The 21,349-nt window shown below is 68.4% G+C and carries 23 protein-coding genes; 11 read left to right on the plus strand and 12 right to left on the minus strand.

Going from position 1 to position 21,349, the window contains the following annotated elements:
• Positions 1-7: 7 nt before the first annotated feature.
• The gene (locus tag ACOZ38_RS24050; protein WP_424533427.1) at positions 8-175 is read right to left on the minus strand and encodes a hypothetical protein; all 168 of its coding nucleotides are present in this window, start codon (positions 173-175) and stop codon (positions 8-10) included.
• 479 nt (positions 176-654) lie between these two features.
• Here ACOZ38_RS24050 and ACOZ38_RS24055 point away from each other — a divergent pair, with 479 nt between their 5' ends.
• The 6 genes from ACOZ38_RS24055 (at position 655) to ACOZ38_RS24080 (ending at position 5,350) form a co-directional block, all read left to right on the plus strand.
• Positions 655-993 (plus strand): YciI family protein, encoded by a 339-nt coding sequence (locus tag ACOZ38_RS24055; protein WP_424533428.1) that lies wholly within the window; start codon positions 655-657, stop codon positions 991-993.
• A gap of 2 nt (positions 994-995) precedes the next feature.
• Entirely contained in the window at positions 996-2,153 is a 1,158-nt protein-coding gene (locus ACOZ38_RS24060) for an RNA polymerase sigma factor (RefSeq protein WP_424533429.1), read from the plus strand.
• 171 nt (positions 2,154-2,324) lie between these two features.
• Positions 2,325-2,888, plus strand: a complete 564-nt coding sequence (locus ACOZ38_RS24065) for a YceI family protein (RefSeq protein ID WP_424533430.1) — start codon at positions 2,325-2,327, stop codon at positions 2,886-2,888.
• Positions 2,889-2,985: 97 nt separating this feature from the next.
• A complete protein-coding gene (locus tag ACOZ38_RS24070; protein WP_424533431.1) occupies positions 2,986-3,420 on the plus strand; it encodes an ester cyclase in 435 nt (144 codons plus the stop codon).
• Between the two features lie 44 nt (positions 3,421-3,464).
• On the plus strand, positions 3,465-3,755 hold the full coding sequence (locus tag ACOZ38_RS24075) for a hypothetical protein (protein WP_424533432.1): 291 nt from the start codon (positions 3,465-3,467) through the stop codon (positions 3,753-3,755).
• A 116-nt stretch (positions 3,756-3,871) separates the two neighbouring features.
• Positions 3,872-5,350 (plus strand): hypothetical protein, encoded by a 1,479-nt coding sequence (locus ACOZ38_RS24080; RefSeq protein ID WP_424533433.1) that lies wholly within the window; start codon positions 3,872-3,874, stop codon positions 5,348-5,350.
• 19 nt (positions 5,351-5,369) lie between these two features.
• On the opposite strand, the gene ACOZ38_RS24085 is transcribed toward ACOZ38_RS24080, so the two are convergent.
• A complete protein-coding gene (locus tag ACOZ38_RS24085; protein ID WP_424533434.1) occupies positions 5,370-5,891 on the minus strand; it encodes a nitroreductase family deazaflavin-dependent oxidoreductase in 522 nt (173 codons plus the stop codon).
• 160 nt (positions 5,892-6,051) lie between these two features.
• Here ACOZ38_RS24085 and ACOZ38_RS24090 point away from each other — a divergent pair, with 160 nt between their 5' ends.
• Positions 6,052-6,708 (plus strand): TetR/AcrR family transcriptional regulator, encoded by a 657-nt coding sequence (locus ACOZ38_RS24090; protein ID WP_424533435.1) that lies wholly within the window; start codon positions 6,052-6,054, stop codon positions 6,706-6,708.
• An 18-nt stretch (positions 6,709-6,726) separates the two neighbouring features.
• Entirely contained in the window at positions 6,727-6,855 is a 129-nt protein-coding gene (locus tag ACOZ38_RS24095) for a hypothetical protein (RefSeq protein WP_424533436.1), read from the plus strand.
• A gap of 44 nt (positions 6,856-6,899) precedes the next feature.
• Here the strand turns inward: ACOZ38_RS24095 and ACOZ38_RS24100 are convergent, their stop codons facing one another.
• A complete protein-coding gene (locus ACOZ38_RS24100; RefSeq protein ID WP_424533437.1) occupies positions 6,900-7,874 on the minus strand; it encodes an alpha/beta hydrolase in 975 nt (324 codons plus the stop codon).
• Positions 7,875-7,972: 98 nt separating this feature from the next.
• Between ACOZ38_RS24100 and ACOZ38_RS24105 the strand changes: the two genes are divergently transcribed.
• Entirely contained in the window at positions 7,973-8,887 is a 915-nt protein-coding gene (locus ACOZ38_RS24105; protein WP_424533438.1) for a helix-turn-helix transcriptional regulator, read from the plus strand.
• On the opposite strand, the gene ACOZ38_RS24110 is transcribed toward ACOZ38_RS24105, so the two are convergent.
• Both ACOZ38_RS24110 and ACOZ38_RS24115 read right to left on the minus strand, forming a co-directional pair.
• Complete coding sequence (locus tag ACOZ38_RS24110; protein WP_424533439.1) at positions 8,826-9,125, minus strand: hypothetical protein; 300 nt, start codon at positions 9,123-9,125, stop codon at positions 8,826-8,828. The genes ACOZ38_RS24105 and ACOZ38_RS24110 overlap by 62 nt on opposite strands.
• A gap of 208 nt (positions 9,126-9,333) precedes the next feature.
• Positions 9,334-10,353 carry an aldo/keto reductase gene (locus ACOZ38_RS24115; RefSeq protein ID WP_424533440.1) on the minus strand — a complete coding sequence of 340 codons (1,020 nt, stop codon included), beginning with the start codon at positions 10,351-10,353 and terminating at the stop codon, positions 9,334-9,336.
• A gap of 156 nt (positions 10,354-10,509) precedes the next feature.
• Between ACOZ38_RS24115 and ACOZ38_RS24120 the strand changes: the two genes are divergently transcribed.
• Entirely contained in the window at positions 10,510-11,097 is a 588-nt protein-coding gene (locus ACOZ38_RS24120) for a TetR/AcrR family transcriptional regulator (protein ID WP_424533441.1), read from the plus strand.
• 152 nt (positions 11,098-11,249) lie between these two features.
• On the opposite strand, the gene ACOZ38_RS24125 is transcribed toward ACOZ38_RS24120, so the two are convergent.
• The 3 genes from ACOZ38_RS24125 to ACOZ38_RS24135 are packed head-to-tail and all read right to left on the minus strand — an operon-like array spanning position 11,250 to position 13,749.
• The gene (locus ACOZ38_RS24125) at positions 11,250-12,140 is read right to left on the minus strand and encodes a metal ABC transporter permease (RefSeq protein WP_424533442.1); all 891 of its coding nucleotides are present in this window, start codon (positions 12,138-12,140) and stop codon (positions 11,250-11,252) included.
• Positions 12,137-12,940 (minus strand): metal ABC transporter ATP-binding protein, encoded by an 804-nt coding sequence (locus tag ACOZ38_RS24130; protein ID WP_405150414.1) that lies wholly within the window; start codon positions 12,938-12,940, stop codon positions 12,137-12,139. Before ACOZ38_RS24130 ends, ACOZ38_RS24125 begins: the two co-directional genes overlap by 4 nt.
• A gap of 11 nt (positions 12,941-12,951) precedes the next feature.
• Positions 12,952-13,749 carry a metal ABC transporter solute-binding protein, Zn/Mn family gene (locus ACOZ38_RS24135; protein WP_424533443.1) on the minus strand — a complete coding sequence of 266 codons (798 nt, stop codon included), beginning with the start codon at positions 13,747-13,749 and terminating at the stop codon, positions 12,952-12,954.
• 897 nt (positions 13,750-14,646) lie between these two features.
• Here ACOZ38_RS24135 and ACOZ38_RS24140 point away from each other — a divergent pair.
• Complete coding sequence (locus ACOZ38_RS24140; RefSeq protein ID WP_424537077.1) at positions 14,647-17,007, plus strand: molybdopterin-containing oxidoreductase family protein; 2,361 nt, start codon at positions 14,647-14,649, stop codon at positions 17,005-17,007.
• Between the two features lie 223 nt (positions 17,008-17,230).
• Here ACOZ38_RS24140 and ACOZ38_RS24145 read toward each other — a convergent pair whose 3' ends face one another.
• From ACOZ38_RS24145 to ACOZ38_RS24160, 4 genes are all read right to left on the minus strand, one after another.
• Positions 17,231-18,187: a GNAT family N-acetyltransferase gene (locus ACOZ38_RS24145; RefSeq protein ID WP_424533444.1), complete on the minus strand. Its 957-nt coding sequence runs from the start codon at positions 18,185-18,187 to the stop codon at positions 17,231-17,233.
• Positions 18,184-18,561 (minus strand): ArsR/SmtB family transcription factor, encoded by a 378-nt coding sequence (locus ACOZ38_RS24150; RefSeq protein ID WP_424533445.1) that lies wholly within the window; start codon positions 18,559-18,561, stop codon positions 18,184-18,186. The genes ACOZ38_RS24145 and ACOZ38_RS24150 overlap by 4 nt, the downstream gene beginning before the upstream one ends.
• A 61-nt stretch (positions 18,562-18,622) precedes the next feature.
• On the minus strand, positions 18,623-20,980 hold the full coding sequence (locus tag ACOZ38_RS24155) for a heavy metal translocating P-type ATPase (protein ID WP_424533446.1): 2,358 nt from the start codon (positions 20,978-20,980) through the stop codon (positions 18,623-18,625).
• A 122-nt stretch (positions 20,981-21,102) separates the two neighbouring features.
• Complete coding sequence (locus ACOZ38_RS24160) at positions 21,103-21,324, minus strand: heavy-metal-associated domain-containing protein (RefSeq protein WP_424533447.1); 222 nt, start codon at positions 21,322-21,324, stop codon at positions 21,103-21,105.
• Positions 21,325-21,349: the final 25 nt, after the last annotated feature.

The raw sequence follows: 21,349 nt of genomic DNA on the forward strand, positions 1-21,349 counted from the left end.
AGAGCGTTCACCCCCCAGCGGCACCCACCGGCAAGCCGGAGACGTGCTCAGCCGCCTTGCCGCGATTCGGCACCGACAGCTCGCTCAGCCCCGCGATCGCTCTGACGGGGCCGGCGGGCATCGGCGCGGCCAGGACACGGGCCACCGGGAGCGCGATCTGCGATGAAACCCACATATCCGGCCTCCCTGAACGGGCCTGACACGAAGTCAGGAACCATCAGCCGGGTGGCGGATCGGGCAGCGCTCACAACATGCGGGTGAGCCGGCCCCGGGCGGAATCCATCGCCCTACCGGCCAGTCTACGTGCACCACTCGAAGGACCCCCAAGGCAGCACGGGGCATCGGTGGGCCGACCGGGGACGGTCCCTGTGGACCCGGGTCCGCAACCCGGCGGGCTGCAGGCTGGCTTCCCCTACGACCTGCTCATACCCCCTCGGGCTCAGACGCCGCGAGGACCGGCTCGACGGTGACGGCGGCGAACATGCCCGGTAGGCGCGTTGCTGTGGTCGCTCAGGCTTGATGAGGCCGCGCTGGTGTCGGCTCTCTGGCACGACTAACGTCTCGGCTGTCCTGAAATTGGGCAAACCGGTGGTGTCCCTTGCGCAACCGCTCGTTCGTCGTACAGGTGAGAGCCCACTGCCCCGGAGGTTTGCGATGCAGTACGCCCTGATGATCTACGCCGAGCCCGGCCATGGCGAGGCGCTGTCGGACGCGGAATATGAGGCGGCGTATGCCGAGTATTCGGCGTTGGCCGATGACGCGCGGTGCGTCGGGGCTGCGCAGTTGCAGCCCGCCGAGACGGCGACCAGTGTGCGGGTGGTCGGTGGCCGGACGCTGATGACCGACGGCCCGTTCGCGGACACCAAGGAGGTGCTCGGCGGCTTCTGCCTGGTCGAGGCGGCCAACCTGGACGAGGCGATCGAGCTGGCGGCGCGCATCCCGGCCGCCCGGCTCGGCGGCGCGGTGGAGGTCAGGCCGGTGGTGCAGCGCTGACCGTGCTTGAGGAGGTCTTCCGGGACGAGTGGGGCCGGGTGCTGGCCTCGCTGGTCGGGTTCCTCGGTGACTTCGACAAGGCCGAGGAAGCGGCACAGGAGGCGTTCGCGATCGCGGCGGAGCGCTGGCCCGCCTCAGGGGTGCCGGCCAACCCGGGTGCGTGGCTGGTGACGACGGCCCGCAACCGGGCGATCGACCGGATCCGCCGGGAGCGCACCCTGGCCGAGAAGATCCACTTGCTGCCGGTGCCGGAGGCCGTCATGGACGAATTGGACGACACCGTGATCAAGGACGAACGGCTCGAGCTGATCTTCACTTGCTGCCACCCGGCGCTGCCGCTGGAGGGACAGGTGGCGCTCACGCTGCGGGCCCTCGGCGGCCTGGAGACCGCCGATATCGCCCGGGCGTTCCTGGTCTCCGAGGAGACCATGAAGCGGCGCCTGTCCCGCACCAAGGCCAAGATCAAGGCGACCGGGATCCCGTTCGCGGTTCCCGGTGCGTCTCTGCTTGCGGAGCGCCTCGACGCAGTGCTGGCCGTCATCTACCTGATCTACAACGAGGGTTACAGCGGCCGGGTCGACCTCGGCGCCGAAGCCATCCAGTTGGGGCGAGTGCTCACCGCGCTCATGCCGGACGAGCCGGAGGCGCACGGGCTGCTGGCGCTGATGATGATCCACCACGCCCGGCGGCGGGCCCGGTTCTCCGGCGAGGATCTCGTGCTGCTCGACGATCAGGACCGGTCGCTGTGGGACACGCGCCAGATCGCGGCGGGACGGGCGGTGCTCGACCGGGCGATCGCGCTGGGCGGGCGCGGCGCCTACGTCGTCCAGGCCGCGATCGCGTCGCTGCAGACGCGGGAGCGGATCGACTGGCCGCAGGTCGCCGAGATGTACCGGCGGCTGGTCGAACTCACCGGCTCGCCGGTGGTCGAGCTCAACCGCGCCGTGGCGGTCGCCCAAGCCGGCGACCCCGCCGCGGCGCTGCGCGCCGTCGACCGCCTTGACCTGGACGGCTACCTCTACTTCCACTCGACCCGCGGCGAGTTGCTGCGGCGTCTCGGCCGTGACGCCGAGGCCCGAGCGGCGTACCGTCGGGCGCTCGAGCTGGCCACCTCGACCCCTGAGCGGCGGTTCCTGACCCGGCGGGTCGAACAGCTCTGACCCGGGCTGTCCCCCGGGCGGGTGCTCGTTCGTCGCCTGGGTGTGAGCGACGACCTTTCCTGCCTTCCGCGCGAGCCGCACAGCCGCGCCCGTACGCCTGCGCCGCCCGCCGCGGCGTCCCCACCACCGCCCGCGCCGCTCAGCCGCGGCACCACATCCATGGAGGAAGCCATGAACGCCGCCTCCGCGACCGTCGCGATCCCGGGCTATCTGGCCGGCACCTGGAAGGCCGACCCGGTGCACTGCGAGATCGCCTTCTCTGTCCGGCACCTCATGCTCAGCAAGGCGCGTGGCCGGTTCACCAGCTACGACGTCACGATCGTCACCAGCGAGGACCCACTGGGCTCGTCGGTTGCCGCGACGATCGACCTCGCGTCCATCGACACCGGCAACGAACCGCGTGACAACCACCTCCGCTCCGCCGACTACTTGGAGGTGGAGAAGTACCCGACGATGAGCTACCGCTCCACCGGCATTCGCCGGGCCGACGACGGCTGGGTCATCGACGGTGAGCTGACGTTGCACGGCGTCACCCGGCAGGTGCCGCTGGCCGTCGAGGTGAACGGGTTCGGCCCGGACCCGTTCGGCGGGCAGCGGGCCGGCTTCTCCGCGACAGCGCAGATCAACCGGCGCGACTTCGGCATCGACAGCACCATCCTGATGGACGGCGGCGGCGTCGTGGTCGGCGACAAGGTGTCGATCAGCCTCGAGATCGAGGCCGTCCTCCAGAAGTGACCCGACCCGGACGGGCTGCCGCACACCGGGAGCCAAGTCCCCCGCTGTGAGCAGCGATGACCACCCGAATGTTCATATCGACCCGAGGAGAAGCCACATGTCGGCAGCCCAGGCGACAAGCAACAAGGCGACGTTCAGCCGCTTCCATGACGCCACGAACACCGGCGATGCGGAGGTCATCTCGAAGACGATCGACGAGCTCGTCGAGCCGAACGTGCTGTTCCACGCGCCAGTGCCGACTGGCGCGACGGGGGCGCAGGCACTCAAGCAAGTGTGGGCGGTACTCATTCGCGCGTTCCCCGACATTCACGTCACGGTCGAGGATGTGATCGAGGAGGGGGACAAGATCGTCAGCAGGAACACGGTTACCGGGACTCACCAGGGCGAGTACAGGGGCCTCCCACCGACCGGCAAATCCATCACGTACAACGAGATCTTCATCGTCCGCTTCGCCGGCGGCCGAATCGCTGAGATCTGGGGGGTCGTCGACGTCTTTTCACAGATGCGACAACTCGGCGCCATTCCGGCCTAGCGAAGCCGTACTCCGGCTCCAGCAGAGCGATCAGCTCGTTCTCGGTGAGCAAAGCACTCTCGTCCAGTGCGGCGCGGCGATCGACCAGGGCGTTGACCGTGGCGGCCTTCCATCGCGGCGTCTTCAGATCGTGGGCGCGCCTGGGCCGCAGGCTCACGGGCAGGTCGACGATGCTGGCGTCTTCGGTGATGGTCGTCGCGCGGGACTCCACCGAGGCGGTCACCGGCGGCCTGCCCGTCCACATCGCCCCCCGCATCCTGGGCAACAAGGCCCTTCGCGGGGGACACCAGACGTACGGCTACTCACGCAGCCGAGGGGACACCACGAATCCGTGACGGGAGTATGCCCAAACGGCTCGGATGCTCGAGCAGACCAAGAACGGCATGACTGCGTGATCGTCCAGCCATATGCTCCGCCTGGACGGGTTGATGCACTCCTGCCCCCATTTCCGGTGCTCGAGGTGATCATGGTTTATGTAGTGTTGCTGAGCATCTGCGCAGCGTGGGGGTGCGGTTCCGTATTGTTGGCGGCGCGCGCAGCCCCTCGCGGCCGATACGACCACATGCATGGACATCACCTGATCTTGGGGGCGAGTCTGTCAACGGCCGGCATCGTGGTCATGGCGCTCACCGCGTGGTCCACGCATGACGACCAGCACTATGACGACTTCGGGTCAGCAATGACCGCCCTGGCAGGCATGATGGGCGGAGGGCTGCTGATCCTCGGGTTAGGCCCCTTCACCCCATGGCTGCTCGGAGTGCTCGGGCGAAACGCCGTACGACTACCTCCGGCATTTCGACTGGCAGCCCGTCACATGGCCGACAAACCTGCCCGAACTGCTCCTGGAGTAGCGACAACGGTGAGCGCGACCGCCGTCGCAATCGCGGTGACGATCATCGCGGTTGCCGTAACGGCGCAGGCCAGGGTCACCTATCAACCCGAGGCCCGGCCAGGCGCGCTCGTCGTGGAGGGGTTCTCCGCAGACCGGGCGGCCACCGTGCGGGCGGCCGTCCAGGACGCGTTATCCGGCGCACCCATCGCACAGAACAATCGTCAGCGCGAGCTCGGCTACTTCAGTGTGGAGACGTCCGACTCTTACTGGCTGGATGTGACCCACATCGGTGACCAGGCCCTGCTCCGCTACCTCACCGGAGATCCATCAACTCCCTACGACGAGGGCACAGCCGTCGTGGTCACGGCAGGCGACGAAGTAGCCGACTCAACGCGAATCCGGTTCATCTTCTCCGCGATCGACCGGTCACCATCCATCAAAACCATCCCGGCGATCACCGTCAGACCTGCCGATCCCCGAGTGGGGGGAATCTTCATCCCCGCGAAGGTCGCGCAAGATCTCGGTTTCCACCTGGAGCCCGAGCAGCTGATCATTGATCCTTCTCTTCATCGAACCTCGGCGATCGAGCAGGAGCGGCTCGAACGGCGACTGGACAAGAGCGCAGTCACCTACCTTGAACGAGGATTCCAGGCTCCGACCAATTGGCTGTACATCGTCGCGCTGGTGGCCCTCATCGCCCTCGCCGGCGCACTGACCACGGCCGGCTCGGCCGGCTCCATGCGCATCCTGCGACGGGTCAGCGGCGGCTCAGCCCTGACCCTACGGTTCTTCGTCGCCTGCCGAGCGGCCTTCAGCGCGGCCTGCGGAATGGCGATGGGTGCGTCCGCCGGGTGCGTCATCGGCCTGCTCCTGGTGTGGCCCATGACCACCTCGATCGACTGGGATCCGCCCCCACGGGCACCCTTCGAGACTCCATGGACGCCGATCGCCGTTCTGGTCGTCGGACTTCCCGTGCTCGCCGGAGTGATCGCGGCCCTCGCCTCGCCCAGCCGGCTCACCCGATCTGACCTCACATCGAGGCCGACTCCCCCGACCTCTCCTGGGCCGCGGTCGACTTCTCCCACCTCAGAGCCTTAGAGAGGCCTTATGGGGCAGGTCAGCCAGAACCGGGCGGGGACGCCGACCGGTCGGGCGTGATGCGGAAGACCGGGTACTGCACGGCGATCTGCTCGAAGTCCTCCAGCGGTGCCTGCGGGTCCACCGGGATGTGGGTGCGGCCTCCCGGCGAGCAGGCCAGGTAGCGGCGCAGGATGGGCGCACGGGCACCGGGGTCGACTTCGTCCAGGCGCACCGCCTCGCTGCGGCCGTGCCGCAGAACCGCCCGCCCCTCGGCCGCGCGGACGTTGTGCACCCAGTTGGTGCCCTGGCCGAGCATCGCCACCAGGTAGCGCTCGCCCTGGTAGTCCGCGACGACCAGCGGGAAGGAGATGACGCGGCCGGTACGCCGGCCCGATACCCGCAGGGTCACCATCCGGTCCGGCCATAGGACCCCGGTCGCGAACACGGTGGCCCAGGCTCGGTTGATCGCCCGCGCCAGGCGGTTGGGCCGGCCGCCGCGGTACAGCCAGCGGTCCAAGCGGTGCAGGCGCGTGGATCCATCCGTCCCGTTGTGTCTCATGTCTGACGCCTCCTTGAAATCTTGTCTGCTGGGATGACCGCAACGCGCGCCTCCCGAGGGGCGACGGTCGCCTTTCAGCGACTGACCTCCCCTGTACATCGTTCATGAACAATGTACATGTACGTTGCTTAGGAGATCCTGTACCGCGTATGGTTGTCAAGTGACTCCGGAGAAACTGACCCGCCAGGCCGTCATTGAACGGGCGTTGAGGCTTGCTGACACCGACGGGCTCCAAGCGGTCACCATCCGCCGGCTCGCCGCCGAGCTCGGCGTCACGCCCACGGCGTTGTACTGGCATGTCAAGAACAAGGACGAGCTGCTCTCCGCGCTCGCCGACCATCTGCTCGCGGCGCTCGTCGCCGACGTGGACCCGAACCTGCCCTGGAACCAGCGTCTCCGCGCGATGGTCACCGCGCTGTTGGCGCAGATGCGCGCGCACCCGTACCTGTCCACCCTGCTGCCGATGATCGACAAGAGTGCGGCCGAGGAATATCGCCGGGCCACCGACACCGCGATCGGGCTGCTCACCGAGGCCGGGTTCACGCTCCAGAAAGCCGACCAGGTGGCCACCTACCTGCTCCTGGGGGCCGCGGTGATGGTGTCCTGCCAGCCCGGCGGCGTGGGAAACGACGAGGAGGAGGCCGCGGAGCTCAGACGGCAACATCGCCTCGACCTGGAACGCCTGCCTCCCGGTCGTTACCCCCACCTGGCCGCCTTCGCCGCCACCCTCTCCACCCCACCCGACCTCGACGCCTACTACTCCTTCGGCATCGACCTCCTGCTGTCCGCGGTGGAGACCACGGCCCCGAACGGATGAGGAGTCTCCGGCGACCCGGTGGCACAGCGGACAATCGGCGTCCCGTTTCAGAACCGTCCGGCCGTCGACATCGACGGGGTGATCGACGGCCTCCGGGAGTCCGGCGACCTGGCCGGTGCCGCCGCCGTCGAGCAGCACCGCCCCTGACCGAGGCCGAGGCCGCGCACCCACGCGGCCTCGGCCTGCTCTCGCTACGCCGTCTCGGCCAAGTTGCCCTCGAAGAAATCGGTCAGCTTCGCGACCGCCGGGCCGAGGTACTCCTCCTTGTCGTACAGGTCGACATGGCTGGCGCCCTCGATCCAGTGCAGTTCCTTGGGACCACGGGCGTTCTGGAACGCCTCCACACCCATCCACGAGGTCACCGCCTCCCGTCCGACGATCACCAGCAGCGGCCGGGGCGCGATCAGGTCGACGAACCGGAAGGCGTCGAAGAACTCCATCCGGTCAATGCTGGACCAGGTAAGGGTCTTCGCCGAGCGGGGGTGCCGGGCGCGGTCGGTGCAGTAGTACTCGAAGCCCTCGAGGCCGTGTCGGCCGCCCAGGGCGAGAGCCTGCTCGGCGGTGTCCGGGAAGATTGGAAAGCTCCCGGTACCGTCGCCGCGAGCCTCGGCGGTCCGCGCCGCGGCGGCCGCGTCGAGCATGCCCTGGATGACCGCGGGGTCCTGCGCGCCGTCGGCGCCCAGGCGGAACATCTGGGCGACGTCGACGCCGCTGACCGTGCCGACGGCCTTGATGCGGTGGTCGGTCGCGGCGGCGGCCAGCACGTACCCGCCGGAGGCGCAGATGCCCAGCGTGCCAATGTGGTCGGCGTCGACGTCCTCGCGCGTGGTGAGGAACGAGACCGCGGACTTGATGTCCTCGACCCGCTGGGACGGGTCCTCCAGGCCGCGCGGCTCGCCTTCGCTCTCGCCCTGGTAGGCGGTGTCGAACGCGAGCGTGACGAAGCCCTGCTCGGCCAGCCGCCGCGCGTAGAGGCCCGCGGTCTGCTCCTTCACGCCGCCGGCGGGGTGGCTGACGACGATCGCCGGGTGCGGGCCCGCGGCGTCCGGGGTGTAGAGGTGGCCGGCGATCTTCAGGCCGGCGCTGAGAAAGGTGACGTCCGTCTTCACGGTGATGATCTCCCGTCGCAGGAAGGGGTTCTCGGTGACCGTCCGAAGTGGCCACATCCGCAGAATCGCGGCGCCCGGCGCGGGGTACCAGGGAGAGCCCTGCCTATGCAGACCGGTACCAGGCGCGCGGCGCGGATCTTGCCGATACTGGAGTCATGGCACACGCTGACACCTCCGGCGGCAACGAGCTGGGCGACTTCCTGCGCTCCCGCCGCGCGGCGCTCGACCCGCAGCGGGCGGGCATGCCGGACGACGGCAGGCTGCGCCGCGTGCCGGGCCTGCGCCGGGAGGAGCTGGCCCAGCTCGCGCACATCAGCGTCGACTACATCGTCCGGCTGGAGCAGGGGCGCACCCGGCGGGTCTCCCGCCCGGTCCTCGACGGGCTCGCCGACGCACTGCGGCTAGCGCCGGACGAACGGGACTACCTGTTCACGGTGGCCGAAGTCGCCCCCGCCGCTCCCCCGCGGCAGCCGGGCCGGCCAGGTGTCGCCCCGCAACTGCGGCGGCTGCTGGACACGATGCACGACGTCCCCGCCATGGTGCTGCGCCGCGCCATGGACGTGCTGGCCTGGAACCGGGGGGCCGCCGCCCTGCTGACCGACTTCGGCGCGCTGCCCCCGGCCGAGCGCAACCTGATCCGGCTGACCTTCCTCGACGAGGACTTCCGCGCCCTGTACGCGGACTGGCCGCGCGCCGCGCGCGAATGCGTCGCGGTCCTGCGGATGGAGGCCGGCCGGAACCCGCACGACCAGGCGCTGAGCGCGCTGGTCGGCGAGCTGAGCGTCCGCGACGCGGACTTCCGCGCCTGGTGGGCCGGTCACCAGGTCCGCGGGCCGCGGCAGCTCACCAAGACCTACCTGCACCCCGTGGTGGGCGCCCTCACCCTCGACGTCCAGCAGTTCACTGTGGACACCCACCCCGACCAGCTGCTCGTCGCCTACACCGCGGAACCCGACTCCCCCTCCAACGATGCATTGCGCTTCCTCCTGCAGTGGTCCACCACCGACGCTACAGATCGCCGCGCCGCGTCAGCTCGCGCAGTGCCACCCGAACCCCCTTGGTACGAATGAGTTCCAGCGCGTCCAGGTACGCCCAGCCGAACGGAGCCCACTGGGCGAGGTCCCCGAGTCCTCGATGAACGCCGTCGGGTTCGCGCCGTGTCCAGCCTTCGTAGGTCGGTCCGCTCGGGTCGCCGCCGATCGGCATGAGGTGATCGAACAGCCACGCGTGCTCGATCTCCGGGATTGTGTCCGCTTCGCGCCAGACCCGCAGGACGTCGAGGTAGTCGACCTGTGATGGGGCGGTCATGATCCCGAAACGGGGCCGGGGTGTTTGCGGCATGGGTCCGTTCGTCCTTTCAACACGGGGTGGGATACGCGTCCGTTCGTAAACGGAGAGATTCTCCGCTTACTCGATCAAGATCATCCACCGCGAGAGCCTTTCAGCGACGCGCCAGGCGGCAGGGGGTGCGCAAGCTGCTGCCCGCCTGCCGCCTGGTGGCTGACGCGACGAGCGATCAGCGACGTCGCAGCGCCGCGTCCAGCAGGGCGGGCGGCGTGTCGTACTTCTCGTGTGCGGCGAGGTCGACGCCGGGAGCGACGATCGCGTCGATCGCGTCGAGCACGTCGGCGGAGAGCACGGTGTCCGCGGCGGCGAGCTGAGAGTGCAAGTGGTCCATAGTGCGGGGGCCGATGATCGCGCTGGTCACGGCGGGGTGCGCGGTGACGAATCCGAGCGCGAGCTGGATCATCGTCAGACCGGCCTCGTCGGCGACTTCGGCCAGCCGCTCGACGGCATCGAGCCTGGCCCGGTTGGCGGGGATGGCGGTGTCGAAGCGTTGCGGCATGAACGTCGAGCGGCTGGTGGCGATTTCCCGGCCCTCGCGGATCGCGCCCGACAGCCAGCCCGAGGCCAACGGGCTCCACACCAGCACGCCGAGTCCGTACTGCTCGGTCACGGGCAGGACGTGGGTCTCGATCCCGCGCTGCAGGATCGAGTAGCTGGGCTGTTCGGTGACGTATCGGCTCAGGTGGTTCTCCCGGGCGGCCCACTCGGCCTGCACGATGCGGTACGCGGGGAACGTCGAGGAGCCGAAGTAGCGAATCTTTCCCGCGCGCTGCAGGTCGGTCAGGGCCGACAGCGTCTCCTCGTCGCTGGTGCCAGGGTCCCACCGGTGGATCTGGTAGAGATCGACATGGTCGACGCCTAGACGGCGCAGGCTGTTGTCCAACTCGGTGACCAACCAGCGGCGCGAACTGCCTTGATGGTTGCGCTCGTCGCCCATCGGCATGCTCGCCTTCGTGGCCAGCACGATGTCGTCGCGGCGGCCGGCGATGGCCTTGCCGACCATCTCCTCCGACTCGCCCTGGCTGTACATGTCGGCGGTGTCGATGAGGTTGATCCCGCCCTCCAGGGCGGCGTCGACCATGGCGGTGACCTCGTCCTGGGTGGTACGTCCCAAACCGCCGAAGTTCATCGCGCCGAGTACGAGGGTGCTGACCTGCACACCGGTGCGGCCCAAGGTGCGGTACTGCATGACTGTTCCTCCTTGAGAGGTGCAGCGAGTCTGCGATGCGTGGCTTGGTGTTGGCTCGCCTGTTCTGGCATCCTGAACAAGCGGAGCCTTGTTCCGCTAACCAACATACGGAACACGGTTCCGTTTGCCAAGCAGGGCGACGGAGGTAGCGGCGCAGTGGTCGACATCGACAGCGGATCAGGGTCGTCAGCCCCGCGAAAGCGGGCCGACGCCCGGCGTAACGAGAAGACACTGCTGGACGCGGCCGCCGCGGCGTTCATCACTTCCGGCGTCGATGTGCCCGTGCGCGACATCGCCGCCAAGGCCGGCGTTGGCGTTGGCACGATCTACCGCCACTTCCCGACGCGAGCCGATCTCATCGTCGCCGTCTACCGGCACCAGGTCGAGGCATGCGCTGAGGCCGGTCCGACACTGCTGGCGAACAGCAGCACGCCGCACGCCGCCCTGGCGCATTGGATCAACCTCTTCGTCGACTTCCTGGTCACCAAACACGGCCTCGCCGAGGCGTTGCAGTCCGACGATGCCGCCTTCGAGACTCTGCACGCCTATTTCCTCGACCGCCTCGTCCCCGTGTGCGCCCAGCTGCTCGACGCTGCTGCCACGGCGGGCGAGATTCTCCCCGACATGGATGCCTACGAACTGCTGCGTGGCGTCGGCAATCTCTGTATCGGCGCGGGCAACAACCCCCGCTACGACGCGCGTCGCATGGTCGAACTCGTCATCGCAGGACTGCGCCTCCACTAGGGCGAGTCAGCCGCGAGTTCCTCACGTGGCGGCGTGCCGGCGGCGGCGACGTGGCTTCATGCGGATCTCCTTATCCGTACATGAGTCGTTTCGAGGAGAGGGCCGGGTCCGTTAGGGCACGCCGTCGGCGGCACCAGGCCGCCCGGCCGTACTCACGGGACTCCGGCAGGGTGGACGCGGGAGGTGGGCCGGCGGCGGGTCCAGTCGCCCCGGCTGCGGACCGCTCCGGCGCACCGGCAGACGAGATAGATCAGAAACGAGATGGTGGTGACGTATGGGCTGATGGGGACGCTGCTACCGAGCGCCAGCAGGGTGCCGCCGAGCATGGAGACGGTGGCGAAGAGCACGCTGAGCAGGGGAACCCGCACCTGCGAGGCGGTGACCCGCATCGCGGCGGCGGCCGGCGTGCACAGCAGGGCGAGCACGAGCAGAGCACCCACGATCTGGATGGAGATCGCGACGGCCAGGCCGAGCACGATGGTGAAGATCGGTGCCAGCGCACGGACCGGCACGCCCCGTGCGGCGGCGACCTCCGGGTCGACGCTGGCGAAGGTGAGCGGCCGCCACAGGACGGCGAGCGCGATGAGAACGACGGCCGAGGTAGCGGCCAGCCATGACAGTTGAGGCGTGTCCACAGCGATGATCTGCCCGGTGAGCAGGCCGAATTTGTTGGCCGACCGTCCTTTGTAGAGAGCAAGGAAGAGCACGCCGAGTCCGAGCCCGAACGGCATCAGCACCCCGATGATGGAGTTGCGGTCCCGTGCCCGCATGCCGAGGGCGCCGATGACGGAGGCGGCCACCAAAGAGCCGACAAGGGACCCGGCGACCACGTTGGCGCCGATCAGCAATGCCGCGGACGCGCCGGCGAAGGAGAGTTCGCTGATGCCGTGCACGGCGAACGGCAGGTCTCGCATCATCACGAAGACGCCGACCACGCCGCCGACGACACCGAGGATCGCGCCTGCGACCAGCGAGTTCTTCACCAGGACCAGCAGGGCTCCGTAGTCGGAGAAGTTGAAGATCTGGTTCCACAGGTCGTTCACCGTCCGAACTCCTCTGTGGTGCCGTTGGAGTGATGGTGGCTCGAGGTGTCCAGGCCGCCGGCCATCACGATCCGGCCACCGGTCCTGATCACCTCGACAGGGGTCCCATACAGCTCCGACAAGGTCCGCGAGGTCATGACCTCGCGGACCGTGCCGACGCGGAACCGGCCACCGACGAAATAGAGCACCCGGTCCACCATCGGCAGGACGGGATTGATCTCATGGGTGACGAACACCACCGCGGAGTCGTGCCGGCGCCGGCGCCGGTCGATCAACTCGGTGACCGCCCGCTGGTGGTGCGGGTCCAGCGACAGCAGCGGTTCGTCGCACAGCAGGATGCGCGGATCGGTCGCCAGCGCCTGGGCGATCCGCACACGCTGCTGCTCGCCGCCCGACAGCGTCCCGATCGGGACGTCGGCATACGATTCCGCACCCACCTCGGCGAGCAGCTCGTCGACACGTGTGCGGACCGCCCGCCCGGCCCGGCCCATGCCCCAGCGATGCCCGTCGATGCCGAGCCGCACCAGGTCGCGTGAGCGCAATGGCATGGCCGGGGCCATCGTCTTCTGCTGGGGGATGTAGCCGATCAGCGGGCTGCCGCGCCGCGGCGGCTGCCCGCCGACCGTCAGTGTCCCCGCCGACAGCGGGACCTCACCGAGCAGGGCCCGCAGCAGGCTCGTCTTACCGGAGCCGTTGGGACCGAGTACGACCAGGAACTCCCCTGGTTCGATGTCGAGAGTGAGGTCCCGCCACAGCAGGCGCTCTCCGTAGGACAGGCCGGCTTCCCGCAAGCTGATCATGGTGACCGGACCTATCGGGATACGGCGGCGCGGACCGCGGCGATGTTGTCGGTCATCCAGCCGATGTAGTCCTTGCCCGAAGGCAGGGTCTCGGTGACCGGCACGACCGCCACGTCGCTCTGTTCCGCGGCCTGCTTCACCTTCTCGGTCTCCGGCCCGGCGGTCTGCTCGTTGTAGACCAGGGCCGCGACACGCTTGCCCGTCAGCAGGGTAAGCGTCTCCTGCAGTACACGCGGAGGGATGTCGGCGCCCGCTTCGATCGCCTCGCTGAACTCCGCAGGGGTACGGTTGACCAGCCCGCAGGCGTCGAGCAGATAGAGCGGGACCGGCTCGGTGATCGCGACTCCCTCGCCCTTGGCGGTCGCCGCCACCTCCGCCTCTTCCTTCTCCAGAACCTGGAGCTTGGTCTTGAACGCCGACGCGTTGGCGGTGAACTGCGAGGCACCGGCCGCGTCGGCCTTGCTCAACGCGGCCGCCAGCTGGTCGGCAAGCTTGCCGACGCTCGGGATGTCGTACCAAATGTGCTCGTTGAGCTCCGCGCCCGGCTCCGCGGTCTTACCGGAGACGGTGACGGCGTTGAGCACCTGAGCGCCGGGGTTCCCCGACGCCTTGAGCATCGTGTCGACGAAATCGTCGTAACCACCACCGTTCTCGACGATGACCTTGGCGGTGGACAGGCGCAGTTGTGTCTGCGCGTTCGCCTCGAAGGAATGCGGATCCTGCGAGGGGTCGCTGATGATCGACACCACGTCGACCCTGTCACCGCCGATCTGGCTGACGATGTCGCCGTACACGTTGGTGGACGCCACCACCGATACGCGTGCCGACGACGAGGCAGGCGAGGGGGCGGCGGCGGACGGCGCGGCCCCGGAGGAACCGTTTTGGGAGGAAGCGCAGGAGGTCAGGGCGACGATGGCCAGACCGGCCGCCAGACTTGCGAGCGGTACGCGACGGAGGGTACGCACACCAGGCCTTTCGTAAATGATAACGATTTTCAGTTCCAACCGTAGCAGTCACTCCCACTACAGGTCGAGTCAGGACATGAGGCATCTACGGCGGCCCGCCAGGTGGATCCGCCTCCTTCCCGTCCCTACGTCGACGTCGCCGGCGGGACGCCAGTCAGGTCGCCATCGCCGGCATGCGGGAGGCGGAAGCGAAGCGGGACGTCCAGCAGATCAGCGAGCTGACCGCAAGCCCTGGTGAACGAGGGCGTCGACCGTCCGCCCGGACAAGGTCATCCTTGGCACCAAGTTGCCGGGCAACTTGCTGCCTGGTCAGACCACTTTCACGATGCGGCGGCGAACACAAGAGTAGGGCTGTGCGACACAGGGAGACCCTGGATTCGGAGACGGACAGACCACCGCCTGCATGCGAATTGGCTTATCCAGCGAATTCCGGATGAAGCAAAGAATTCAGCGGACCACGGGCATCGCAAATTTCTCGACTTCTCACGATGGCATACGCGGGAAGCCGCGGCGGCTGCCATATATGCGCAGGAATTCCATTGCGACAGGAGAGGCTGCATGGTGGCGCAGGAGAGCATATCGCCAGAAGATCACAGAGGTTTCACGCGGCGCGGTGTCCTGCGCGGCGCGATACTCGCGAGTGCCGGTACCGCCGCAGCGGGCGTCCCTGGCCTCGTTCCTCCGGCGGGTCAGGCCGCCTTCGCCGCCGCTTCGCCAATGGGCGATATGGCTGGGTCCACCATGCCGGACTTCACCGTGGGGTCGGCCGCACTGACTCCCGATCGTGTGGTTCAGAGTGCCTGCCAGTTCTGCAACAGCAACTGCCGGCTCCAGGTGTCCCTCAAATTGGGGCGGGTCCTCGAAATCCGGGGTGAGGAAAAAGATCCCGTGCAGAACGGGAACCTGTGCGTCAAGGCGCCCATGATGACCGAGCTGGTCTACAACCCCCTGCGTCTGAAGACGCCGCTGCGCCGGATCTCCGGCCGCAAGGGCGACCCGGACAGCCGCTTCGAGCCCATCTCGTGGGACGACGCGCTGGACGTCATCGCCCGCCGCTGGCTTGCCCTCCGCGACGCCGGAGAGGCCAGGGCCATCGCCAACCGGACCACCGGCCGTCTCCCCCGTGGCACCGGCTCGCTCGTCGGACGCGTCTTCGCGCTGCTGGGCAGCCCCAACGACACCGACGTCGGCCCCGTGTGCAACGACGCCGGAGGCAACGCGCTCGCCACGACCTTCGGACTGGGCAACTTCACCAACGGCTACGGCGTCGATGGAGCGACCGGCAAGGAAGACCTCGGGTCGGCTGAGTTCTTCCTCTTCCTCGGCACCAACCAAGGGGAGACCCACCCGGTCACCTTCGCCCACCTGCTGCGAAACCGGGAGCGCACCGGTGCGCGGCTCGTGGTGGTCGATCCGCGAAGCACCCCCACCACCAGGCAGGCGGACCAGTGGGTGGCGCCCAAGCCGCATACCGACTTCGCACTCGCCCTCGGCATGCTGCACCACATCATCACCACCAACCGCCACGACAAGGCTTTCGTCGACCGCTGGGTGCTCGGCTTCGACGAGTTGCGCAGCCATCTCGTGGCCAAGGGCTACACCCCTGAGTGGGCCGCCGGCGTCACCGGCGTGCCTGCCGCGACCATCAAGCAGCTGGCCGTCGACTACGCGACCACTCGACCTGCCGCCATCTTCTGTAATGCCGGCATCTCCCACCAGCTCGGAGCGTTCGACACTTACCGGACGCTCGCGATGCTCGCCGCGGTCACCGGCAACATCGGCGTTCCCGGTGGCGGGTGCAACTTCATGCACAACACCTGGCCTGGTGGCCTGAACCTTCCGCCGCTGAAGGTGACGACTCCCGCCCGCGGCCCGGCTCTGCCCGTCGGGCCCGACACCTTCGCCGAGTCGATCCTCACCGGCCGGCCGTATCGCCTCAAGGCGGTCATGACCGAGGGGAATCCCCTCATCAGCTCCGCCAATACCAGCCGGGTACGGGAGGCGTTCTCCAAGCTGGACTTCTACGTCTACACCGGCCTGTTCATGGAGGAGGCCGCCTACTACGCCGACATCATCCTGCCGGTCTGCAGCGGCCTGGAGTTCGAGGGCGTCTACATGCGTCGCGACGATCGAGCCATACGCTGGCAGGACGCCGCCGTGGCCCGGGTCGGCGAGGCCCGTTCCGACACAGAGATCTGGATCGGCCTGGCCCACGCCCTCGGACGGAACGACCGCCGCCATGCCGGCTCGTACTGGACGGACGCCTTCCCCGTCGAGTGGAAGGACTACTCCAAGCTGTGGGACACGTTCGTGGTCAACACTCCGGGCATGGCCGGCATGACGCGCCGGCGCCTGCGTGCGCGCGCTGAACCTCTACGCTGGCCGTGTCCCAGTACGGACCATCCGGGGGTCAGCACCCTCTATCTCGACCACCCGAGCTGGTACAAGGCCGCCGAATCGCTCGACCCGGCCAACCGTGGCAAGCGGTTCCTGACGCCCAGCGGAAAGATCGAGATCTCCACCCCCGAGCTGGAGCGCCGGCTCGCCCCCAGCGGGCATCACGCGTTGCCGGCCTTCTACACCCACCCCGAGGTGACGGGCGCACATCCGACCCTCGCCTACGAGGACCGGTACATCACCAACCCGATCAACCCTCAGGCGCTCACGCATCCCGTACGCCTCGGAGTTCCCGGCTCCGACGCCGTCCACAAGAAGTATCCGCTCATGGGCATGACCGGCCGGCCCAGCGTGGTGCACTTCGCTTCCGTCACCCACTGGACTCCCACCGGGGAACGGCTCAACGGGATCCGCCTGGTGCAGATCCACCCGAGTACCGCCCGGGCGCTCGGTATCGCCGACGGCGACTCCGTCATCGTCGAAAGCCCCCGCGGCGCGGTGACCGGAACCGCGTCGCTGGACCACGACATCCGCACGGACACCATCTACCTTCCGAACACCTTCGGCCCCGCTCAGCGAGTCGGTGATGATTACGGCGACCCTCGGTACGAGGCGGCGAACACCTTGATCGATGACCGGCTCTACGACAATCTCTCCGGCCAGCAGGCCTACAAATGCTTCGCGTGTAGCGTCCGGAAGAAATGACCTGCCAGAGGCATCATTGCGAAACCAGGACGTCCCAACCGGCTCCGGCGGGGACGGGCAGCGGCTCCAGAGCGTCCCAGCCGGCGCCTCGTGCCGGAGCGGCGGTGTACTCCGGGCCATCCGACCAGGCAATGGAGACGGTAGCGGGCTGGATGGTAACCGTAAGCGTGTTGGAGTTCGCAGAGGTAAGCAGGTCGCGCATGGTTCTTCCCGTTCTGACGGATTATCGGGGGTTTTCGAGCGACAGGGCGTCCAGGTGGTGCAGCCGCACGCTGGTCAGGTAGGCAGGGCTGTAAGGACGCAGATCGAGCTGATCGGCTGAGCTGAACATCTCCAGCCGCAGGGCCGATCCACGCCGGGGCCGGCCGTCGGCTCCCTCGGCGTAGGCGAGTACGAAGGACGGGTCGGTGAGAGCGCTGAGACCGACGATGCGATCGGCTTGGTCGGACCCGGAGCCGGGATCCACGAAGTGCGAAGGCACGGCGACGAAACCGAGTCGGCTCTTGAATCCGAACAGTCCCGGTTTGACGATGTGGCCGTACAGGTTGGGGTCACTGCCGAGACTCACCCAGCCGAACCCCCGCCGGCGAGCCTCCTCGACGACCTCCATATACAGCAGGCGCGGCAGACCGGCCTCACGATGATCAGGAACCACGGCGGAGAACCGCGCCCGTACCTCGTCCTTGTCACGGGACTGGAGATTGAGACACGCGCCCGCCAGGTCGTCGCCGTCCCACACGCAGACGGCGAAATACTGGTCGGCCGAGTCCAGGATCCGTGCGCGATGCTCGGTGGCGACAGCCCATCCGTGCCGCATCCTGGCGACCTGGCTCTCGTACAGCGGAAGAAACGCGTCCAGCAACGCCGGGGACACCGGAAGGACCTCGAACCGCAGTCCGCCGGCGACGACACGGCGGCGTGCCGCGAAGACGTTCCGCCTGTCCTTGCTGGGAAGGCCGTCGAGGAACTCCTTCTCACTGCCCGCCGTAGCGGCGCGCCAGACGACCACCTGAGGTTTCGGGAAGAATCCCGCGGACACCAGCTCCGCCCACCGTTCGACGGGCGGATTCGGCACCCGGACGATGTCCACCTCGTGCCGGTGCGCTTCCCAGTCGCCGTCGAGCGCCTCGTCGACGCTGACCACGGCTATCGGGACGCCGAAGGCCTTCTTCCGTATCATCGGTCCTCGCCGTTCATCTCGGCCGGAGCCGTCATCGACAACGCCGCGGGGGTCTCCAGCGACTGCGACAGGCCGTTCAACGCCTGGGACACGACGCTGTAGTAGATCCAGGTCCCCCGTCGCTCCGCGGCGATGAGACCGGCCCCACGCAGCACCTTCAGGTGGTACGAGATCGTGGGCGATGACAGGTCGAAGTCCCCGGACATGTCGCAGACGCACACCTCGCGCGTGGGGTGCGAGGCGATCACCGAGAGCAGCCGCAAACGCACCGGATCGCCGAGCGCCTTGAACACCTTGGCCAGGTCCTCCGCCTGGGAGATGGCCAGCGGCTCACGCGTCAATGGCGTGCACCCATCGAAACCCGCCGAATTCATGTAGAGCTCCTGGCTCGGAGATATCGCCCGTCCACGGCGTGATCACTGCGACGGGTCCCAGCTAGCCGTCCCCGCTCGCCGTGACCACCTGGAGTTCCCGATCCGGCTTCGGCTCACCGGGAGACGCCGCCGCCACGGTCCCGCCCGGCGCCGGTGTCGCCGCGGAGGCCCGGAACCGGCGCAGTCGCAGGCTGTTGGTGAGCACGAACAGGCTCGACGCCGCCATCGCGGCCCCGGCGATCATCGGGTTCAGCAGGCCGAGCACGGCCAGGGGAACGGCGGCGACGTTGTAGGCGAAGGCCCAGAAGAGGTTGCCCTTGATCGTTCCGAGCGTACGTCTGGAGAGCCGAACCGCGTCCGCCGCCGCGCGCAGGTCCCCCCGGACAAGGGTGATGTCCCCGGCCTCGATGGCGGCGTCCGTGCCCGTGCCCATGGCGATTCCCAGGTCGGCCTGAGCGAGGGCGGCGGCGTCGTTCACTCCGTCCCCGACCATCGCGACCACCCGCCCGTCCCGCTGAAGCCGCTTGATCACGGCGACCTTGTCGGCCGGCAGCACTTCGGATTCCACGTCGGCGATCCCGACCTGCCCGGCCACCGTCTGCGCTGCCCGCTTGTTGTCACCGGTCAGCAGGATCGGCTTGAGCCCGAGCCGCCGCAGCTGTTCCACGGCTTCCGCGCTGGTCGGTTTGACGGTGTCGGCGACGACGAGCATGCCTCGCACCCGCCCGTCCCAGCTGACGAGGACAGGTGTCAGACCGAGACTCTCCGCGTCGTCGTGACCTCGTCTCAACTCCGGCGGCGCCGGCATCTCGGCCTCCAGCCAGTGCGCCCGGCCGACGAGTACGGCCTTCCCGTCCACTTCGCCTCGGACGCCCAGCCCGGCGCTGCCTTCGAAGCCGGCGATGGCGGGCAGCGCTCCGAAGCGATCCCAGGCGCCTGCTGCGATGGCCTTCGCTATCGGATGCTCCGAGGCGTTCTCCAGCGCACCGGCGAGCCGGAGCACCTCGTCGGCGTCCTCGCCGGGTCCCGCGACGACGTCCGACAGTCGCATGGAACCGGTGGTGACCGTTCCCGTCTTGTCGAGGACGATGGTGTCGATCCGCCTGGTCGACTCCAGGATCTCCGGGCCGCGGATGAGAATGCCCAGCTGGGCTCCGCGACCGGTACCCACCAGCAGCGCGGTCGGCGTCGCCAGTCCGAGCGCGCACGGGCAGGCCACGACCAGGACCGACACGGCGGCGGTCAGCGCGCCGGCGACGTCGAGGCCGTTGCCGAGCCAGAACCCGAAGGCGGCCATGGCCACCGCAACCACGATGGGGACGAACACCGCGGCCACCCGGTCGGCCAGTCGCTGGACGGGGGCCTTGCCGGCCTGCGCCTCGGTGACCAGCCGGGTTATCTGCGCGAGCTGGGTGTCGGCACCGACTCGGGTCGCCCGGACGATCAAACGTCCGCTGGTGTTCACGGTGGCGCCGACGACCGGGTCCTCCGGAGCCACCTCGACCGGCACGCTCTCACCGGTCAGCATGGAGGCGTCCACGGCGGAGGTGCCTTCGACGACGATCCCGTCGGTGGCGATCTTCTCGCCCGGCCGGACGATGAAGAGCTCTCCGGCCGCGAGGCGCTCGACGGGCACGCGTACCTCGCGGCCGTTCCTGAACACCGCGACGTCCTTGGCGCCGAGCTCCAGCAGGGCACGCAGCGCCGCTCCTGCCTGACGCTTGGATCGGTGCTCGGCGTAACGCCCCGCGAGGATGAAGACGGTGAGGCTGGCGGCGACCTCGAGGTAGATGTGATGCAGTCCTTCACCTGCTGAGGGCCGCATCACGAACGGCATTCGCATGCCGGGAAGCCCCGCGTAGCCGAAGAACAGCGCGTAGACCGACCAGCCGAACGACGCGATCACGCCGAGCGATATGAGGGTGTCCATCGTGGCGGACCCGTACCGCAGGTTCTTCCAGGCCGCGACGTGGAACGGCCACGCGCCCCAGACCGCCACGGGTGCGGCCAGCGTCAACGAGAGCCACTGCCAGTAGTTGAACTGAAGCGGTGTGATCATCGCCATCGCGATGATCGGCACGGTGAGCGCCGCCGATATCACGAGCCGCCGGCGCTTGACGGCAAGCGCCTCCTCGTCGGAGCGCTCCTCGGGCACCGTGCTCTCCTCAGCCACGGGCTCGGGATCGGGGAGAGCGGCGGTGTAGCCGAGGCGTTCCACCACGGCGATCAATTCGTCCACCGACACGCTGTCGTCGTACTCGACGTGCGCCTGCTCGATGGCCAGGTTCACCTCTGCCCGCACGCCCTCCATGCGGTTGAGCTTGCGTTCGATACGGGCCGAACACGAACCGCAGGTCATGCCGCCGATCAACAGCGTCACCTCTGACCGCGCCGCGAGCGTCGGAGCTGATCCGGACACAGGCTTGTCTCCTCTCGACCGCGCCTACAGCTCCACGGGAGGCACAAGGGTTCCCAGTAAGTAAGCGAGCACGAAGACCACGGCCAGCAGCGCCAGGAATCCCGCGACCTTGACGCTGCTCCTCACGACAGGACTCCGGCGAACCGGTATCCGCTCTTCTCCACCGCCGCCTGGATGGCCTCCTCGGAGACCGGGACATCGGTGGTGATCTGTACCCGGCCGGCCTTGGGGTCGATGTCGATGCCGTCGAGTCCCGGGATCGCGTCGTCGAGCGCGGTTCGCACGCGCCTGGCGCATCCGCCGCACGTCATGCCTTCGACCGCGTAAGTGGTGACGAGGCTCATAGCGTTGTTCCTTTCCGGCCGGGGT

This window comes from Sphaerisporangium viridialbum (assembly GCF_049674955.1).
Lineage (GTDB): Bacteria > Actinomycetota > Actinomycetes > Streptosporangiales > Streptosporangiaceae > Sphaerisporangium > Sphaerisporangium viridialbum.

Bases quoted from the DNA above. Each gene is read 5' to 3' on its own strand.
- ACOZ38_RS24055 (WP_424533428.1), top strand. From the start codon at position 655: ATGCAGTACGCCCTGATGATCTACGCCGAGCCCGGCCATGGCGAGGCG.
- ACOZ38_RS24105 (WP_424533438.1), top strand. From the start codon at position 7,973: ATGGCACACGCTGACACCTCCGGCGGCAACGAGCTGGGCGACTTCCTG.
- ACOZ38_RS24150 (WP_424533445.1), bottom strand. From the start codon at position 18,561: ATGAATTCGGCGGGTTTCGATGGGTGCACGCCATTGACGCGTGAGCCG.
- ACOZ38_RS24130 (WP_405150414.1), bottom strand. From the start codon at position 12,940: ATGATCAGCTTGCGGGAAGCCGGCCTGTCCTACGGAGAGCGCCTGCTG.
- ACOZ38_RS24160 (WP_424533447.1), bottom strand. From the start codon at position 21,324: ATGAGCCTCGTCACCACTTACGCGGTCGAAGGCATGACGTGCGGCGGA.
- ACOZ38_RS24110 (WP_424533439.1), bottom strand. From the start codon at position 9,125: ATGACCGCCCCATCACAGGTCGACTACCTCGACGTCCTGCGGGTCTGG.
- ACOZ38_RS24050 (WP_424533427.1), bottom strand. From the start codon at position 175: ATGTGGGTTTCATCGCAGATCGCGCTCCCGGTGGCCCGTGTCCTGGCC.
- ACOZ38_RS24070 (WP_424533431.1), top strand. From the start codon at position 2,986: ATGTCGGCAGCCCAGGCGACAAGCAACAAGGCGACGTTCAGCCGCTTC.
- ACOZ38_RS24140 (WP_424537077.1), top strand. From the start codon at position 14,647: ATGCCGGACTTCACCGTGGGGTCGGCCGCACTGACTCCCGATCGTGTG.
- ACOZ38_RS24085 (WP_424533434.1), bottom strand. From the start codon at position 5,891: ATGAGACACAACGGGACGGATGGATCCACGCGCCTGCACCGCTTGGAC.
- ACOZ38_RS24115 (WP_424533440.1), bottom strand. From the start codon at position 10,353: ATGCAGTACCGCACCTTGGGCCGCACCGGTGTGCAGGTCAGCACCCTC.
- ACOZ38_RS24100 (WP_424533437.1), bottom strand. From the start codon at position 7,874: ATGTGGCCACTTCGGACGGTCACCGAGAACCCCTTCCTGCGACGGGAG.
- ACOZ38_RS24145 (WP_424533444.1), bottom strand. From the start codon at position 18,187: ATGATACGGAAGAAGGCCTTCGGCGTCCCGATAGCCGTGGTCAGCGTC.
- ACOZ38_RS24065 (WP_424533430.1), top strand. From the start codon at position 2,325: ATGAACGCCGCCTCCGCGACCGTCGCGATCCCGGGCTATCTGGCCGGC.